Annotated in this window: 10 protein-coding genes; all 10 read left to right on the top strand. The window is 61.0% G+C overall.

Annotation, left to right across the window (positions count from 1 at the left end; genetic code table 11):
* Positions 1-8 precede the first annotated feature (8 nt).
* The 10 genes from mutL to A11A3_RS00555 all read left to right on the top strand — a co-directional run bounded on the left by mutL (position 9) and on the right by A11A3_RS00555 (position 17,866).
* Positions 9-1,841 (top strand): DNA mismatch repair endonuclease MutL, encoded by a 1,833-nt coding sequence (gene mutL, locus A11A3_RS00600; protein WP_008927310.1) that lies wholly within the window; start codon positions 9-11, stop codon positions 1,839-1,841.
* Positions 1,842-2,825 (top strand): tRNA (adenosine(37)-N6)-dimethylallyltransferase MiaA, encoded by a 984-nt coding sequence (gene miaA, locus A11A3_RS00595; RefSeq protein ID WP_008927309.1) that lies wholly within the window; start codon positions 1,842-1,844, stop codon positions 2,823-2,825.
* 247 nt (positions 2,826-3,072) lie between these two features.
* Positions 3,073-3,375 (top strand): RNA chaperone Hfq, encoded by a 303-nt coding sequence (gene hfq, locus A11A3_RS00590; RefSeq protein WP_008927308.1) that lies wholly within the window; start codon positions 3,073-3,075, stop codon positions 3,373-3,375.
* A gap of 104 nt (positions 3,376-3,479) precedes the next feature.
* Complete coding sequence (hflX, locus tag A11A3_RS00585; protein ID WP_008927307.1) at positions 3,480-4,847, top strand: ribosome rescue GTPase HflX; 1,368 nt, start codon at positions 3,480-3,482, stop codon at positions 4,845-4,847.
* Positions 4,848-4,869: 22 nt separating this feature from the next.
* Complete coding sequence (hflK, locus tag A11A3_RS00580; RefSeq protein WP_008927306.1) at positions 4,870-6,054, top strand: FtsH protease activity modulator HflK; 1,185 nt, start codon at positions 4,870-4,872, stop codon at positions 6,052-6,054.
* On the top strand, positions 6,047-7,072 hold the full coding sequence (gene hflC, locus A11A3_RS00575; protein ID WP_008927305.1) for a protease modulator HflC: 1,026 nt from the start codon (positions 6,047-6,049) through the stop codon (positions 7,070-7,072). Before hflK ends, hflC begins: the two co-directional genes overlap by 8 nt.
* Positions 7,073-7,455: 383 nt before the next feature.
* The gene (locus A11A3_RS00570) at positions 7,456-7,851 is read left to right on the top strand and encodes a DUF11 domain-containing protein (protein ID WP_008927304.1); all 396 of its coding nucleotides are present in this window, start codon (positions 7,456-7,458) and stop codon (positions 7,849-7,851) included.
* 152 nt (positions 7,852-8,003) lie between these two features.
* Complete coding sequence (locus tag A11A3_RS00565) at positions 8,004-10,874, top strand: beta strand repeat-containing protein (RefSeq protein ID WP_008927303.1); 2,871 nt, start codon at positions 8,004-8,006, stop codon at positions 10,872-10,874.
* Between the two features lie 114 nt (positions 10,875-10,988).
* The gene (locus A11A3_RS00560) at positions 10,989-17,264 is read left to right on the top strand and encodes a DUF11 domain-containing protein (protein WP_237738799.1); all 6,276 of its coding nucleotides are present in this window, start codon (positions 10,989-10,991) and stop codon (positions 17,262-17,264) included.
* Positions 17,265-17,266: 2 nt separating this feature from the next.
* A complete protein-coding gene (locus tag A11A3_RS00555; protein ID WP_237738798.1) occupies positions 17,267-17,866 on the top strand; it encodes an OmpA family protein in 600 nt (199 codons plus the stop codon).
* Positions 17,867-17,870 lie beyond the last annotated feature (4 nt).

Genomic DNA, 17,870 nt, shown 5'->3' with positions numbered 1-17,870 from the left:
GTTTCATCTTGTCAAAAATACAGCTACTGGATTCCCGTCTTGCCAACCAGATCGCGGCCGGTGAGGTCGTGGAGCGGCCTGCCTCCGTGCTCAAGGAGCTGCTGGAGAACGCCCTGGATGCCGGCGCCGAGTCGATCACGGTGGACGTGGAGCAGGGCGGCACCAAGCTGGTTCGCGTGCGCGACAATGGGGGTGGCATCGAGCGTGATGACCTGCCGCTGGCCCTGTCGCGCCATGCCACCAGCAAGATCCGTGGTTTGGAAGACCTGGAGGCCATTGGCACCCTGGGCTTTCGCGGTGAGGCGCTGGCCGCCATCAGCTCGGTATCGCGCCTGACCCTGTCCAGTAATGTGGAAGGTGAGGCGGAAGGCTGGCAGGTGCAGGTGGAAGGCCGCGACATGGCGCCCACGGTCACGCCGGCGGCCCACCCCCGTGGCACCACGGTGACCATGCGCGACCTGTTCTTCAACACGCCGGCCCGGCGCCGCTTTCTGCGCACCGAAAAGACCGAGTTCAACCACCTGGAAGAGGTCTTCCGGCGCATTGCCCTGAGCGAATTCAATACCGCCTTCCGGCTTACCCACAATCAGAAGGTCATCCACCAGCTGCCCGCCGGGCTGGATGACACCCTGCGCGCGGCGCGGGTGGCCAAGCTCTGTGGCAAGGGTTTCATGGAGCAGGCCATCGCCGTGGATGTGGAACGTGACGGTATTCGCCTGCACGGCTGGATGGGGCTGCCCACCTTTTCCCGTTCCCAGGCGGACCTGCAGTATTTCTATGTCAACGGTCGGGTGATTCGCGACAAGGTGGTCAACCATGCGGTCCGCCAGGCCTACGCCGATGTGCTCTACCATGGCCGCCACCCGGCCTATGTGCTGTTCCTGGAGCTGGACCCGGCCATGGTGGATGTGAATGTGCACCCCACCAAGCACGAGGTGCGCTTCCGCGAGCAGCGCATGGTGCACGGCTTCCTGTATAGCTCCCTGCACCGGGCCATTGCCGAGGTGCGCCCGGGCCAGTCCGCCGCCGGGTCGGTGGTGGAAGAGCCCATGCCGTTGCCCCGCAGTGAGCCCAGCCAGGGCAGCATGCCCCTGTCGGCTCCGGCCGGGCGCCCCTACAGCCCGCCGGCCTCCGCGTTCGGTGTCGGGCAGGGACACCGCCAGGCCGATGCCTATGGCGCCCTGGTGCAGGAGCGCCAGCCCGCGCAGGTGGCCGAGGCCCCGGCGGCCATGCCGCCGGCCAGCGATGAGCAGACCGTGCCGCCGCTGGGTTATGCGGTGGCGCAGCTGCACGGCATCTTCATTCTGGCGGAAAACCAGCACGGCATGGTGGTGGTGGATATGCATGCCGCCCATGAACGTATTACCTACGAGCGTCTCAAGCAGAGCTGGTCTGATGACAAGGTGCGCAGCCAGCCGCTACTGGTGCCGGTGTCCCTGGCAGTGTCCAGCCGTGAGGCGGACTTTGCCGAGCAGAACCCGGAGGTCTTCACCCGGTTGGGGTTTGTGGTGGAGCGGGCCGGGCCGGAGAGCCTGATGGTGCGCGAAGTCCCCGCCCTGCTGCGCAACAGCGACAGCGAGGCGATGGTTCGCGATGTGCTGTCCGACCTGCTGGCCCAAGGCAGCAGCGAGCGCATCGAGCAGAAACTCGACGAGCTGCTTTCCACCATGGCCTGCCATGGCAGTGTGCGTGCCAACCGACGCCTGACGGTACCGGAAATGAATGCCCTGCTGCGTGACATGGAAGCCACGGAGCGCTCCGGCCAGTGCAACCATGGCCGACCCACCTGGACCCAGATGAGCCTCAAGGAACTGGACCGGCTCTTTATGCGGGGCCAATAGATGGCCGATAGCGCCCTGCCTGTCTTGCTGCTAATGGGCCCGACCTGCTCGGGCAAGACGGCGCTGGCCATCGAGGCCGCCCGGCAGCTGCCGGTGGACATCATCAATGTGGACTCGGCGCTGGTCTACCGGGGGTTGAATATCGGTGCCGCCCGCCCCACAGATGAGGAACTGGCGCAGGCGCCACACCGTCTGCTGGGTTTTCGGAATCTGTCGGAGCCTTATTCGGCGGCGGATTTCCGGGCAGATGCCCTGAGAGAGATTGCCGACATTCATGCTGACGGCCGATTGCCGCTGTTGGTGGGCGGCACCATTCTTTATTTCAAGGCACTGGTGGAGGGGCTGGCGCCCTTGCCACCGGCGGATGCGGCGGTGCGTGCCGAGATCAGCGCCGAGGCGGCGCAATCCGGCTGGCCGGCGGTCCATGCGCAGCTGTGCCAGGTGGACCCGCAAGCCGGGCGCCGGCTCAAGCCCACCGACCGCCAGCGGGTGCAGCGGGCCCTGGAAGTGTTTCGCCTCACCGGGCGACCGTTATCCGACTGGCACCGTGAGCATCATACCGCTGTCACAATTGGCGAGGATGGTCTGGGAAGGTTCAGCGCCTTTCCCTACCCGGTGTTCAGTGCCGCGCTGACACCCCGTGACCGGGCCTGGCTGCATGCCCGTATTGTCCGGCGCTTTCAGCAGATGCTCGATGAGGGCCTGGTGGACGAGGTGCGGGCCCTGCGTGAGCGTGGTGATCTGCACGCGGATCTGCCGGCCATCAAGGCGGTGGGGTACCGGCAGGTATGGGATTACCTGAACGGTGACTGTGATTACGACACCATGGTGGAGCGCGGCATTATTGCCACCCGCCAGCTGGCCAAGCGCCAGTACACCTGGCTGCGGAAATGGCCGGGTCTGCATGACGCTGACAGCAATGATGAGGTACAACGTTGCGCCCTTGTGGTGCAGATGAAAGAGATTTGTAAATCTGTATTTTGATGACCCTCTACCGGTCATTTTCGGTTTATACTGTGGCCGATGGTCGGTGCTTCATGTTCATTGAGGGGTGAACCCGGCCACACTTTGCGGGTCGGGGCCTGGAACGAAATACCTGGGTTGTTGACAAATACGGCCTGATGGCGCATCAGGTTAGGGCGGTGTTTGATGGGACGATGGCACTGCTCAAGGCGCTGATTGCCCGAAGTGTTGGGCACTACTTTTTACTGAGATTTCAAGGAGACTTGCCATGTCAAAGGGGCACTCACTACAAGACCCTTTTCTCAACGCGCTGAGAAAGGAACGTATTCCGGTTTCCATCTTTCTGGTTAACGGCATAAAGCTGCAGGGCCAGATCGAGTCCTTCGACCAGTATGTGGTGCTGCTGAAAAACGCAGTGAGCCAGATGGTCTACAAGCACGCCATTTCCACCGTGGTCCCGGCCCGCAACCCGCGCGCCGCCGGTCAGGGTGGTAACCCGGGCATGACCGCCGGTACCAATGGTTCCAATGGCGGTAACGGCAATGGTGGTGAGAGCTACGGTAACCAGTAGTCTTCACCCTGTTCCGCTGTATTGCAGACAAGGCCACCCTTTGGGTGGCTTTGTCGGTTATAACCCTGCCTCCCCGTCCCCTTCCTGGTTTACACTGACCCCCTATGGACTTGTTTGATCGCACAGAACAGACCCGGACCGGCGCCGGTGAACGCGCCATCCTGGTTCACATGGAGCTGCCCGACGCCATGGGCCGCGAGGATCTGGATGAATTTCATCATCTGGTGACCTCCAGCGGTGTGGTGCCGGCGGTGGAGCTCACCGGTAAACGGGATCGTCCGGACCCGGCCCTGTTCATTGGCAGTGGCAAAAGCGAGGAGCTGGCGGCCCTGGTGAAAGAGCACGAGGCCGACGTGGTGCTGTTCAACCACGCCCTGAGCCCGGCCCAGGAGCGTAACCTGGAGCGGGCGGTCAAATGCCGCGTGCTGGACCGCACCGGTCTGATTCTGGATATCTTCGCCCAGCGTGCCCGTACCCATGAAGGCCGGTTGCAAGTGGAACTGGCGCAATTGCGCCACCTGTCCTCACGGCTGGTGCGCGGCTGGACTCACCTGGAGCGCCAGAAGGGCGGTATCGGCCTGCGCGGTCCCGGTGAAACCCAGCTGGAAACCGACCGGCGCCTGCTGCGTGATCGCATCCGTGCCATCGAGTCGCGCCTGGACAAGGTGCGCAAGCAGCGCGCCCAGGGGCGCCGCGCCCGGCAGCGGGCAGAGACGCCGCTGATTTCCCTGGTGGGCTACACCAATGCCGGCAAGTCCACGCTGTTCAATGCCATTACCACCGGTGATGTCTACGTGGCCGACCAGCTTTTCGCCACCCTGGACCCGACCCTGCGCAAGGTGAAGATCCCCGGCGTGGGGCCGGCTATCCTCGCGGATACCGTGGGCTTTATTCGTCACCTGCCGCACCGGCTGGGGCAGGCCTTTCGCGCCACCCTGGAAGAGACCGTCAATGCCTCCCTGCTGCTGCACGTGACCGACTGCAGTGCCGAGGAGCGCGATGCCAATGTGGAGGCGGTCAACGAGGTGCTCGAGGAGATCAAGGCAGAAAAGATCCCGGTCCTGCATGTCTACAACAAGGTGGATAATCTGGATCAGCCGCCGCGGCTGGAGCGCGACGAGCATGGCCAGCCCTGGCGGGTATGGATTAGTGCCCACACCGGTGATGGCTTCGATCTGCTGTTTGACGCCATCGCCGAGCGCCTTGCGGTAGGCTGGGTGGATTGCTGGCTCAAGCTGCCACCGGCTGCCGGGCGCCTGCGGGCCCGTCTTCACGAAGCCGGTGAAGTGCTGGAGGAAACCACGGCCACCGATGGCAGCATGCTGCTGCGCGTCACGGTGAACCGGGTACATTTCGAGCGGTTGCTGCGAGAGCAGGGCCTGAAGGAAGAGGATCTTCGGGTGGCCGCCCCAACGGTTGCAGAGGGAGAGGCCCCTTCCTACAATTCTGAACGCTCGCCGAAGGCGGGCTAATCTTGGCCAAGCGGAGTGCTACATGGCGTGGAATGAACCTGGCGGCAACAAGCCGAAGGACCCTTGGGGTGGTGGTGGCGACCAGGGGCCACCGGATCTGGATGAAGCCCTGAAGAATCTCAAAGACAAGATCAACAATGTCTTTGGTGGTAAAGGCTCAGGCGGCAATGGCAGTGGCAACCGCTCCGGCGGTGGTTCCCCGAAGGCCTTTGTGGCCGTCGCCCTGGTTATTATCTTGATCGGTTACCTGCTGATGGGCCTGTTTCAGGTGGATCAGCGTGAACGTGCCGTGGTGCTGCGTTTCGGCAAGTTCAATCGCATCGTGGAGCCGGGCCTGAACTGGCGCGCGCCCATGCTTGAGCAATACATGAAGGTGGACGTGGGGCAGAACCGTCGCTACGAAATCACCGAGGAAATGCTCACCCGCGACACCAATATCGTGCGTGTGACCCTGGAAGTGCAGTATCAGGTGCTGGATCCCAAGCCCTTCCTGCTCAGCGTCAGCCGCCCGGAAGAGGTTCTCGAGAACGCCACCAGCTCGGCCCTGCGCCATGTGGTGGGGTCTTCCACCATGGACGATGTGCTCAAGGATAACCGTGAAGCCATCCGTGTCATGGTACGCAAGCGTCTGGAGGAATACCTGCAGCGCTACAACACCGGCCTGGTTCTGCGCCAGGTGGTGCTGGACAAGACCGAGGCACCCAGCGCCGTGCGCGATGCCTTTGATGATGTGTCCAAGGCCAAGGAAGACGAGGACCGCTTCAAGAAGGAAGCGGAAGCCTACGCCAATGCGGTGATCCCCCAGGCCGGTGGTAAGGCCCAGCGTGTGCGTGAGGAGGCCCAGGCCTACAAGCAGAAAGTGGTTTCCGAAGCCGAGGGTGATGCGGCGCGCTTCAGTGACCTGCTGACCGAATACCGCAAGGCGCCGGACGTGACCCGCGACCGCCTCTATCTGGATGCAATGACCCAGGTGTTGGGCAGCACCAGCAAGGTGCTGGTGGATTCCGACAAGGGTGGCAACAACCTGATTTACCTGCCGCTGGACAAGATGTTCAAGCAGTCCGGCGGGTCCAGCCGTGCTACCGACAAGAGCCAGTCAGGCAGTACCGTCGCGCCATCGGCGGCTGGTGCAGATGATGGCGGCAGCGGCAGTTCCAGCAGCCGCAGCCTTTACGGTAGCCGCAAGGGAGGCGCTAACTATGAATAATCGCAGTTTGATGGCGCTGATCGCGCTGGGCGTTGTCCTGTTGCTGGCGCTGGATTCGTTCTTCATCGTCAACGAATCGGAAAAGGCGGTACTCAAGCAGTTCAGCCGTATCGTCAAATCCGACATCAAGCCGGGCATTTATTTCAAATGGCCGCTGGTGGATAGCGTGGTGAAGGTGGATGGCCGCTCGTTGATCTATGACGTGCCGACCCAGTCTTTCCTGACCGCGGAGAAAAAGCTGCTGAATGTGGATGCCTTTGTCATCTGGCGCATCAGCAATGTGCAGCGCTACCTGGTAAGTGTGGGTGGCGGTTCCTCCGACAAGCGCATCATGGAGCGCCGTGCCGAGGATCTGCTGGCGCCACGGGTCAACGAGGGGCTGCGTAACGAGTTTGCCTCGCGCACCGTGTTCCAGGTTGTTGCCGGCGAAAGTGATGTGGAAAAGGTGGAAGGCGATACCGCCGTGGTCCGTGATCCGATAACCGGTCAGACCACGGAAGTGCCCAAGGACAAGCTGGACGAGTCCGTGTTGCCGTCTTCGGACAAGAGCGACAAGGACCAGCGTGAGGAACTGATGGACCAGGTTCGCCAGGACGTGAACAAGTCCACCATGGAGGATCTGGGTATCGAGGTGGTGGATATCCGCGTCAAGCAGGTGGACTGGCCGGAGCAGGTTCGTGGCCGGGTGTTCGACCGTATGCGGGCCGAGCGTCAGCGTGATGCGGCATCGCACCGTTCCAAGGGCCGCGAAGAAGCGGAGAAGATTCGCGCCTCCGCGGATCGCCAGAGCACCGAAATCCTGGCGCAGGCCTACAAGGACGCCCAGACCACCAAGGGTGAGGGGGATGCCCAGGCCGCGGCTATCTACTCCAGGGCCTATAATCAGGACAAGGAGTTCTTCCGTTTCTACCGCAGTCTGAAGGCCTACAAGGACACCCTGAACAAGCCGGAAGACATCATGGTGCTCAAACCGGATAGCGAATTCTTCCGTTATCTGAACAGCGCAGAAGGCAAATAAGCGCTTGTCCTGACAGCAGGAACGAAAAAACCCGGCTTCGGCCGGGTTTTTTTATGTCCGATGAATGGCAAAAAATCGTACAGGCGTACTCAAACCCGGGATGAGTGGTGCTTTTTGCCGGGCAAGTGGTATGCAAGCCCTTGTCAGGCGGCGTTTTGATGCCATTCGTCAGTATTTTACAAAGTTGTGATTTAAGTTGAACCTAATTAATGCAAAATGAGCATCAAGTCACAAACAATATATTGACAATTACAAAAATTGTCATTTTTAGACAATTTTGGTTATTTCGGGCTGAAGGACTATAACGAATGCGACATTTTCTCGTTTTGGGCTTGTTGGTGCTTTCTTCCGCTCTCTGGGCGGCCGGTCCCCTGGAAAGCGACATGAAGAGCTACCTGGTGGTTAGCAACGATGGCAAGGAGGTTTTCTCCGAGGCCAAGGAAGCGGCGCCGGGTGACACCATCGAATATCGCCTCACCTATACCAATACCTCTGACCAACCGCTGGCGGGCCTGGTGGTTACCGGGCCGATTCCCGCCAACACCGCTTACCTGAAAGGCAGTGCCCACAGCAGTGTGCCCGCCGTCTTTACCGTCAGTGTGGACGACGGCAAGAGCTTCAGTGCCGAGCCGGTGAAAAAAACCGTAAAGGGCGCGGATGGTCAGCAAAAGAACGTCACTGTTGACCCGAGTGCCTACACCCAGCTGCGCTGGGCGCCCAAGGGCAAACTGCCGGCGGGCAAGGTACAGACTTACCGTTATCGCGTGTCCGTGAAGTAGTCATACGGAAAACAGGACCGGGGTCCAAGGATCCCTGGAAGTCTTGCGCGAGCGGCCTGTAAAGGTCGCTTGGGGAGGGGCGGTATCAGGCCGTTCTCGCAAGGCTCTCCAAAATGGGGGTTTTAAATTAATTCCACTTAAAGGATGAAGCCATGAAACATGCCTTCAATAGGGGGATGTTGTCTTCGAAACTGGCCGCGTCACTGGTGACCGGGAGTCTGCTGTTTGCCGCCGGGCAAACCTGGGCCCTGACCGCCGCCGGCACGGACATCAAGAACAAGGCGACAGTTACCTACGAAGATATCAACGGCAACAGCTATTCCGCCCAGTCCAACGAGGCGGTGGTGACGGTCGAGACGGTGTATGCCGGTAGCTTGCTCAATGACGGCAACAAGAGCGGCGCACCGGGCCAGACGGTTTACTTCAGCCATACTCTGGAAAATACCGGTAACAGCACGGATACCTTCACCCTGGACGGTGACGGCAACAGTGTTTACGTGGACACCAACAGCAATGGTGTGCCGGATGCCGGTGAAACCGCCGCTACCTCCGTGCAGGTAACGGCAGGCAGTACCGTTCACCTGATTCTGGCCGTGCCGGTCAGCTCCGGGGCAACCGCGGGCAGTACCATCAACGGCAATCTTTATGTCCACTCCAGTGGCGGCAATGGTCTGGTCACCGATAACGGTACTAACGGTGATGCTGGCAGCTACGACTCTGACGGCGTCAATGGTGCCGATGGTAACGACAGTAACAACGACACCGTTACCGTCACTACCGACGCGGTGCTGGACGTGACCAAGCAGGCGACCGTCAGTGGCAATACCATCACCTACACCTTGACGGTGAAGAACAACGGTGGCCGTGCCGCTACCGGTGTGGATATCTATGACGGTATTCCGGCAGGGGCCACCTTTGACAGCGTGGTTTCCGTGAACGGTCTGCTGGGTAGCAACAGCGATACCTACCAGGACGCCAGCGGCACCGACCAGTCGCTTCCCCATGGTTACTCCGGTACCGCTGCCCTGGCGCACCTGGATGAAACTGCCCTGGGCGTGGACCTCAATGGCGATGGTGATACCAGCGATGCCGATGTCTCCGGCATGCTGTTCACCGACCAGTCCCTGGGCGTGAATACCACCGTGTCCATTGTCTACAAGGTGACAATGAATGCCGGTCTGAATGCCGGTACCCAGATCAAGAATACCGCCTATGCGGACGGCGATCTGGATGGTGATAGCAACCAGGATGGCCCGTCTTCGTCCAATACGGTGATCACCACCGTGGGTCAGACCTATGCTGTGACCGCAGATGACACCGAAGTGGGTGCGGATACCACTGACGATGACGTTTACACCGTCGCCAGTGCCGCCAGTGGTGCCGTGGTCGAGTTCAAGCACACCATCACCAACAACGGTAACGGTGATGATGCCTTTGAACTGAGCATTGATAACAGCGGTGGCTCCGCGTTCCCGTCTGGCACTACCTTCAGCTACTGGAATGCCAGCGGCACGGTACAGGTCACGGATACCAACGGTGACGGCAACCCGGATACCGGGAATCTGGCACTGGGTGCGTCTGTGAACATCACCGTGAAAGCCAACCTGCCCGCCGGTATCAGTGGTTCCGCGGGTTACGATTACACCCTGACCGCCACATCCGTGGGCAACACGGCCATTTCCGATGATACTGCCGGCCACCTGGATGCCATCTCTTCCCCCGCGGTGGATCTGGCCAACAGCGATACGGCTATTACGACTGCCAATGATGATCTGGACCCCTACACGGGCACCTATCCGGCTGGCACTCCGACGGTAACCCAGGCGGCAACGTCCGGTACTGCCGTTTTCGATCTGTATGTGGCCAACGAGTCCGGTAACCCGCAGTCCTTCACCCTGAGCCAGAATCTGCCGACCGGCTGGTCCGTGGTTTATACCGAAGTGGGTGTGGATGCTGATGACGATGGTACCTACGAAAACACCACCAATGCCGGCAACGTGGTTACCGCCACCCCCAGTCTGCCGCACAATGGCGTGTACCATTACCAGGCCACCGTGCAGATATCCAGCGTGCTGGCCGAGTCTTCCGCGGGCGACCATAACGTGGAGTTCATCGTGACCTCCGCGTCTGACAGCAATGTCAGTGACAGCGTGCTGGATGCGGTCACCGTACCGACCAACCGCAATGTCAATGTGACGCCGGACGGCACCAACCAGGTGCAACCGGGCGGCAATATTGGTTACAGCCATGTGGTGGCCAACAGCGGCAATACCGACGAGACCGTTGAGTTGACCGCCTCCAACTCCCAGTCCGGCTGGACCAATCTGACCCAGGTCAAACTGGGTGGCTCCTGTACGCTGACGGCCATTTCCAGCCTCACCGCCGGCACCGGCCAGCAACTGTGTAATGCTGCGGGCACTGCCGTGACGGTGGATATTGCCATTGGCACCAATGGGCCGCAGGTGACCCTGAACCCCGGCGAGAGCTTCTCCGTCAATGTCACCGTGTACGCGCCGTCCAACGCCGCCCAGGGTGATGTGGATACCCTGACACTGAGTGCCACCAACACCGATTCCGGTGCCCCGGCGGCAGCGTCTGGCAGCGCCACCGACATCACCAATGTGATCACCTCCCAGGTTCGCCTGGACAAGTCCGCCGCCGTGCAGGTGGCTGATGGCAGCGGCAACTGCGGCTGTGAGTCCGGCACCTGGCCGGCCAGTGGTGACTTCATGGCGGTGCAGACCACCAAGGTCAAACCGGGCAGCTGTGTGGTATGGCGTCTTGAAGCCACCAACGAGAGCTCGGTGTCTGCGCAAAACGTGACCATCAGCGATGAAACCACGCCCTATACCTCCCTGCTTGCAGCGGACAAGGCGTGTAAGGACTCGGATGATGGCGCCAACTGTACTCCCACCACGGGTACCGCTGCTGTGGCTCCGACCGCATCGCCGCTGAGCTGGAACGTCGGTTCCCTGGCCAGTGGTGATACGGCACGGGCCCAGTTCTGTGTTCGGGTGAATTAAAACCCGCCCCTCCTCGGTCTTCCCTCCCGTCAGGGAGGGAGGGCTTTCCCCGTTGCTGTGCGCAACAACGGGGAAAGCCCTGTGCCCGGCTGTGCCTGAAATCTGGGGGATTTAGTGAAACGGACTCATTGGTGCAAGCATGCGTTGAGTATGCTGCTGGCGCTTGCCAGCGGCCTGCTCCATGCTGCCACCGCGCCGGGGACCGTGCTCTACAACCAGGCGGATGTGCGTTACCTGGACCCGCTTGAAGGTCAGATCAAGACATTGCGCTCCAATGTGTCACGGGTGGTCGTGGGCGAATTGCGTGACCTGATGCTGGATAACGGTCGACAGACCAATGCAACGCCTGCTCAGACCGTCAGCTTCAATCATGTGATCACCAATACCGGCAATGTGGCGGACCGTTACACCCTGACCGTAAGTAATGACAGCGGCGATGATGGTGAACTACAGGGCGTCACGCTGTACCAGGATGTGAACGGCAATGGTGTGGCCGATGCCGGCGAACCGGCGGTTACCCAGACACCGGTGCTGGCGCCGGGCGCCAGCCTGGCACTGGTGATCTCGGCGGCGGTAGCCAGCAGTCAGCGTGATGGCGACCATCTGAATGTCAGCCTGAAGGCGCAATCACAAACAGATGGGGCGCTGTCCGCGCAACTGACCGATACGGTGGCGGTAGGCTCCGGCGCCTTTCTGGTGCTCAACAAGACCACCAGCCAGTCCTGCGATGTGCCGCTACAGGCCGGCCAGTCCCTGCAATACCGCATTACCTTTACCAATACCGGCAGTAATGCGCCGGCGGCGCGAACCTTCCAGGTATCAGGCCAGGCCCTTGATGGCGTGATGGTCGAGGATGCCTTGCCCGGTAATGTCTCTCTGGTGGCCAACAGCCTCAGTGGTCTGGCGCCGGTGCAGGGCATTGCCGTGGTGCATCTCACCGGCGCCAGTGCCGATAGCTGGCAACGGTTTGACCAGTGGAATGGCGTCACGCCACTGGACCGTTTTGGGGTGCTGATGCCGGCCCTGGGCATGGAGGCCAACGAGAGCGGTGGCTTTGCCTTCGCGGTGACGATCAATCCGGGGCTCACCGATGGCACCATGTTGTTCAACCGGGCGTCGGTGGATACCGATGGCGATGGCACCGCGGACTTTACCAGCAACCAGGTCTGCAATCGGGTCAGCAGCACCCTCAAGCCACAGATCGTTTTCCAGAAACCGGCACCGGATGTGATTCGTAGTGGTCGTGCCCCGGTCCATGATGAAGACAGTGATTTCGAGAAGGCGAGCATTTATTCGCTGGTGCCGGAGCAGAGCAATCAGGTGCTCAAGGACGGTGTCTACATTCAGCTTAACGCGGCCCAGTTGAACCAGTCGCGCGTGGCTGCGGATTATGTGGAAACCACCGCCAGCGGATTGCGTCTGTTGCAGGCCACGGTCAGTTCCACCGGTACCGGTGACAGCGTTCGAGTGGTGCTGCTGGAAACCGGTGTCAGCACCGGGGTTTTCCGCAGTGTCTATCCGTTGGTGCTCAGCGACATGCGCGCCGGCAATGGTGGCCTGTGCCCGGCGACAGCGGCCCCCGGCCAGCTGATTCAATATGACAGCCAGACCACCACCGGCGATGCCATGGGGCTGGGCTGTGTCCTGCAGGCCCAATCCCGGGACAGCCTCAAGGTCAGCTTCCAGATTCCGGTATATGGGGCAGACGGCAATATTCAGCGTGTGGAAGCGGTCAATGATGTGGCGGCCGTGGACCCGGCCGGCACCGTGTTTGACAGTCGCAACGGCCAGCCACTGGCCAATGCGGTGGTGTCTCTGTATCAGTCGCGCCAGACCCTGGCCGCCAGTGGCGCCAGCCGCTGTGCCGACCTGGCGGAATCCGATTACCGGCTGGCCGTGGACCCTTACACCGGTGATACCCTGAAACGGGAAAATACCGGCTCACAGGCCGGCGACAATTCCACCGAGGTGGGGCGCTACCAGTATCCCTATGCCAGCCCGGGCTATTGCTACTATCTGGATGTGACGCCACCGGCCGGTTACCACTTCCCGTCAACCCTGTCGCCAGCGGCGGCAAAAAGTCTCTATGACAATATTTCCGACAGCTCCTACGGGTTGCAGGGCTATCAGCCGCAGGCGGCCACCCGGTCGGCCCAGGCGCCGCTGGGTCGGGCGGCGGCGGTGCTTGCCAATAATGGCGCCTTTCCGCTGGGTGCGGCCAACGTCTTTGTGGATATCCCGCTGGATGCGGACGCCAATACCACCAGCGGCACCCTGGTGCTGGACAAGCAGGTGGATAAGGATGAGGCGGCAGTGGGTGATGTGCTCAGCTACAGCATTGACCTGACCAATAACGATAGCGATGCGCTGTATGCGGCAAAGATCATCGACACGCCGCCCTATGGCTTTCGTTATGTGCCGGGCAGTACCTGGCTGTCCGTGAATGACACGCGTATTGCCATCCCCGAGCCGGTGCGTAATGGCAGTGCGTTGACCTTCCTGGTGCAAAAACAGAACCCGGATGGTTCCGTGGACGCCTTGCCCATTGCCGCGGGCAATACGGTCACGGTGCACTATGCCTTGCGCCTCTCCGCTGGCGCCGTGGACAGCAATGGCATCAACCGCGCCACCGGTTATGCCAACAGCGTGTCCGGTTATACCTATAGCTCCAACGAGGACCAGGCGAAGGTCACCATTCGTAATGAAGGGGTGTTGTCTGACAAGGCCATGCTGTTCGGCAAGGTCTACGTGGACGCGGACTGTAATAACCTGCAGAACGATGGCGAGTGGCCCATCGGCGGCGTGAAACTCTATCTGCAGGATGGCACCTGGGTGATCACCGACGAGAACGGTCAGTACAGCATTTATGGCCTCAAGCCTGGGCTCAATACCATCAAGGTCGATCCGCTGACGCTGCCGCAGGGCGTGCAACTCAAACCGATTGATAACCGTAATGCCGCGGACCCGGAAAGCCGCTTTGTGGACCTGCGTCCGGGGGAATACCACCGTGCGGATTTTGCGGCTATCTGTCCGTCCGGTGAGCAGGCCGAGGCGCTGGCCAGGGAGTTGAAAGAACGTAACCGGTCCATCAGTGGTGACTGGATGCTGGATCAGGCTGCGCGCTTTGATCCGCTGCGTAATCAGGATAGCGGCAACCGCTTGCGCCAGGCCGATGGCAGTGGTGACCTGGGTAGCGGTGTTTATACCCAGACCGGCGATCAGTCCCTGACCCAGGCCTGGGAAAAAGTTTCCCAGGGGCGCAATGCCCCCGTGCCGGCACCCGCTGATGCCCCGGCAGCCGCCGAACCGGCGGCCATGAAAACCACCCAGGAGGTGGCCGCCTCGGTGACCCATGAGCAGGCCATGGCGGGCACCTGGTTGTGGCCGAAGGGTCCGGTCAGTCGTGATGGCCGCTTCCAGGTGGTGGTGCGTGCCGGCGTCGAGCCGCATCTTTATGTGAATGGTCAGGCCGTGGCAAGCAGCCAGCTGGGTGAGCAGGTGCTCAACAAGAGGCAACAGGCCCAGGTGCTCACCTGGTACGGTGTGCGTTTGCAGGAAGGGGCCAACACGGTTCAGGTAAAGACCCGGGATATGTTCGGCAATGAACGTGTGATGGCGGAAAAAACCGTCTCCAGGCCGGCGGCCGCCCATGCCCTGCAAATTCTGCCGGCCAACAGCACACTGCCGGCGGATGGAGGCCGTTCCTCCCTGCCAGTACGGATCCGTCTTAATGACGCCTGGGGCAACGCGGTACTGGGCAGCTATTTTGTCACCCTGGAAACCGACCGTGGCCAGTGGCTCGAATCCGACCTGCAAAGTGGCACGCCCGGTTTCCAGGTGCGATTGGTGGATGGCGAGGCGTTGGTGCACCTGCGCAGCACCGAATACACCGGGCCGGTAAGAATCAAGGCGAGCGTGGACAGTTTCATCGCCACCGCGGATATCGAACAGGTGGCACCACTGCGCCCGTTGCTGGCCACCGGCTTTATCCAGGTCAAAAGCCGGGTGGGCAGCCTGCATGACAAGGGCGTGGCCCCCAGTGATCCCATGGACGAGCTGGACGACGACACCAGCGGCCGGGCGGCGCTGTTCATGAAAGGCCGTGTCAAAGGCGATGCGCACCTGACCCTGGCCTATGACACCCACAAGGACCTGGATGAAGAAGACGAGATCCGCCGCGATCTCAACCCGGCGGATTACTATCCGATCCCCGGTGATGCGTCCATCCGCGGTTATGATGCGCGCAGCCGCAGCAAGCTCTACGCCAAACTGGAGAAAGGCCGCAGCAGCCTGATGTGGGGCGATTACCTCACCGACAGCCAGGGCGATACCAATGATCTGGGGCGCACGCAGAAAACCCTTACCGGTCTCAACGCGGTGTACGACGATGACGTGAACCGTTTCCAGGTGTTTGCCGCCCGCCCCGAGCTCGACCAGGTGACCGAAGAGCTGCCGGGCAATGGCACGGCGCTGCTGTTCACGCTCGGCAATCGTCCGTCCCGTGACAGTGAAACCGTAGAAATCATTACCCGTGACCGGGACAATCCGGGCCTGGTAATCGATACCCGAACCCTGACCCGTTACCTGGATTATTCGGTCAATTATTTTACCGGTGACATCCGCTTCCATGATGTGGTGCCCACCGTGGACGCGAACCTCAATCCGGTATTCGTGCGGGTGTCCTACAACATCGAGGGCGACCAGGAAGAATACAATGTCTTCGGGGCCCGGGTGAGTCACCAGTTTAACGATCAGTTCGGTGTCACGGTGGGGCGCACGGTGGACGAAAACGACACCGACGGTTTCGACCTGACCAGTGTGTCCGCCCAGTACAAACCGGATTCGGTGACCACCTTGAGCCTGTCCACCGCGTCCATGAGTCATGAAAACAATGATCCGGAAGGGCGCGCGTTCAGTCTTTCCGCCACCCGTAAATGGCAGGGCGGCTCCAGTACGGATCTGCGCTGGGCCAGGGCCGAGCAGGGCTTCGACAATCCGGCCTCCGGTATTAGTGAAGCCCGTGAGGAGTTGCGTCTGGAGCATGAGCAGAAGCTGGCCGCGGACCTGTCATTGAATGTGGAAGGCATTCGCTCCCGTCAGCTGGATGGCGATGACGAACAGAACAGTCTGGGCGTGATCGGCGAGAAGCGGCTGGGTCGCACGTCACTGCGTGCCGGGGCCCGTGGCATTGATCAGCAGAGCAATCAGGTCGAGGACCGTTTTGGCACCTATATTCTGGGCGCCAGCCAGGGCTTCTCGTTGCTCGGGCGGCCGGCGCAGATCGGTACCGATTACGAGCAGGCGTTTGCCGATACCGGGCGCCGGCGCATTGCCGCCGACGGGGATGTGCAGATCACCGACAAGACCAGCCTCTATGGTCGCTATGAACTGATCAACAGCCTCAGTGGCATCAGTACCCTCAGTGATGATGTGGAGACACAGCAATTCACCATGGGGGTGCGCTCCGCGGTCAGCCGTAACACCGATGTCTATTCCGAGTATCGTCTTCGCGGTGCGGTGGATGGCCGTGATGTGGCAGCGGCCAACGGCGTCAAATCGGATCTGGAGATCGAGCCCGGTCTGACCGTGACACCGTCCATGGAATGGATTCAGACCCTGGACGGACAGACCGACCAGGACTCCACCGCCCTGTCCGTGGGGCTGGAAGACAAGCGCAACGCCAACCGCCGCTCGCTGCTGCGTGCCGAGACCCGTTTCGGTTCCCAGCGCACCTACTACGGTCTCAGTGCGGCCAATATCTGGCGTCTTAACCTGGACTGGTCCGGTGTGGTGCGTGAAGACCTGCATCTGCAGTACTTCGACGAGCAGGCCAGAGAAGGCGAGAATATCGTCACGCTGGGCCTGGCCCGTCGGCCGCGCCGGGACAATCGCCACCACATGCTGTTCATGTACAAGTGGAAGGAAGAGTGGGGCGGTGATGCCGGTGTCGACCGTACGGTGCACCTGTTGTCCACCCATCACAACTACCAGCCGCTGGATAACTGGATATTCTCCGGGCGACTGGGTGGCAAGTGGCAGACTACCCACCTGGGTGCCTTGTCCGTGGATACCGATGCCTACGTGGCCGACGGGCGTATCATCTGGGACATGACTCGCCGCTTTGATCTGGATCTGCATGGCGGTGTGCTGACGACGCAAGGCTGGGACGAGCAACGCTACAGCTACGGTATCGCCGTCAATGCCCTGGTGCGTCGCAACCTGCGCATGGGCATTGGCTATAACGCGGCCGGTTTCCGCGATAACGATCTGGACCCGGAAGGCTACAACGCCGAAGGCGTGTACGTGGGTCTGGAATACAAGTTCGATGAAGATGATCTGGGTTGGCTGGGTAGCAAGGCTGCCGGCCAGCGCAGTTACATGGGGGAATGACCATGAAGCAGGCGCTGATAATCGTGGTGCTGTTGTGGCTGGCCGGTTGCGCCAGCACCGAAGCGCTGTATGCCCAGTATGATGACCTGTGCCCGGTCAATGTGACGCGTACGAACACCGGCATGATGACCGTGACCGGTATCGTGACTGGCGGTGCTGCCGTGGCGCAAGGCAGTGAGCGTAGCCAGGTGTGGGAGCCGGCGGTCTACTTTGGCTTTGATAAGACCACCCTGAATGAAGAAGAACAGCAACGTCTGGGGCGGGATGTGGCCGTGTTGAATCAATATGAGAGCCTGCAGGTCAGCGTTCAGTCCTTTACCGATAACAAGGGGGCGGCCGCCTATAACCGCAAGCTGGCTTCCCGGCGGATGGCCCATGTGGTGGATTATCTGGTGGACGCGGGTATTGCCCGCAGCCGTATCAAGCAGGCATCCCTGGGCGAAGAGTCGCCCATCCTGCCCAACCGCAACGAGAACGATCGGGTGGTGAACCGTCGCGTGGAACTGATGCTGCTGGATGCCCAGGGACGACCTTTGGCGATCAAGGCGGATGTGGGCGCATCGGATAATGGCACCTTTGAAGCGCCGTTGCCGATCAGGTAGGAGC

The sequence above is a fragment of the Alcanivorax hongdengensis A-11-3 genome (assembly GCF_000300995.1).
GTDB classification, from domain to species: Bacteria; Pseudomonadota; Gammaproteobacteria; order Pseudomonadales; family Alcanivoracaceae; genus Alcanivorax; species Alcanivorax hongdengensis.
Note: the sequence above shows the minus strand (reverse complement) of the source record. Positions and strands in the feature narration are given on the sequence as shown.

Excerpts from the sequence above, each read along its gene's own strand:
- miaA (WP_008927309.1), top strand. The coding sequence starts at position 1,842 with ATGGCCGATAGCGCCCTGCCTGTCTTGCTGCTAATGGGCCCGACCTGC.
- hfq (WP_008927308.1), top strand. The coding sequence starts at position 3,073 with ATGTCAAAGGGGCACTCACTACAAGACCCTTTTCTCAACGCGCTGAGA.
- hflX (WP_008927307.1), top strand. The coding sequence starts at position 3,480 with ATGGACTTGTTTGATCGCACAGAACAGACCCGGACCGGCGCCGGTGAA.
- hflK (WP_008927306.1), top strand. The coding sequence starts at position 4,870 with ATGGCGTGGAATGAACCTGGCGGCAACAAGCCGAAGGACCCTTGGGGT.
- hflC (WP_008927305.1), top strand. The coding sequence starts at position 6,047 with ATGAATAATCGCAGTTTGATGGCGCTGATCGCGCTGGGCGTTGTCCTG.
- A11A3_RS00570 (WP_008927304.1), top strand. The coding sequence starts at position 7,456 with ATGAAGAGCTACCTGGTGGTTAGCAACGATGGCAAGGAGGTTTTCTCC.
- A11A3_RS00565 (WP_008927303.1), top strand. The coding sequence starts at position 8,004 with ATGAAACATGCCTTCAATAGGGGGATGTTGTCTTCGAAACTGGCCGCG.
- A11A3_RS00555 (WP_237738798.1), top strand. The coding sequence starts at position 17,267 with ATGAAGCAGGCGCTGATAATCGTGGTGCTGTTGTGGCTGGCCGGTTGC.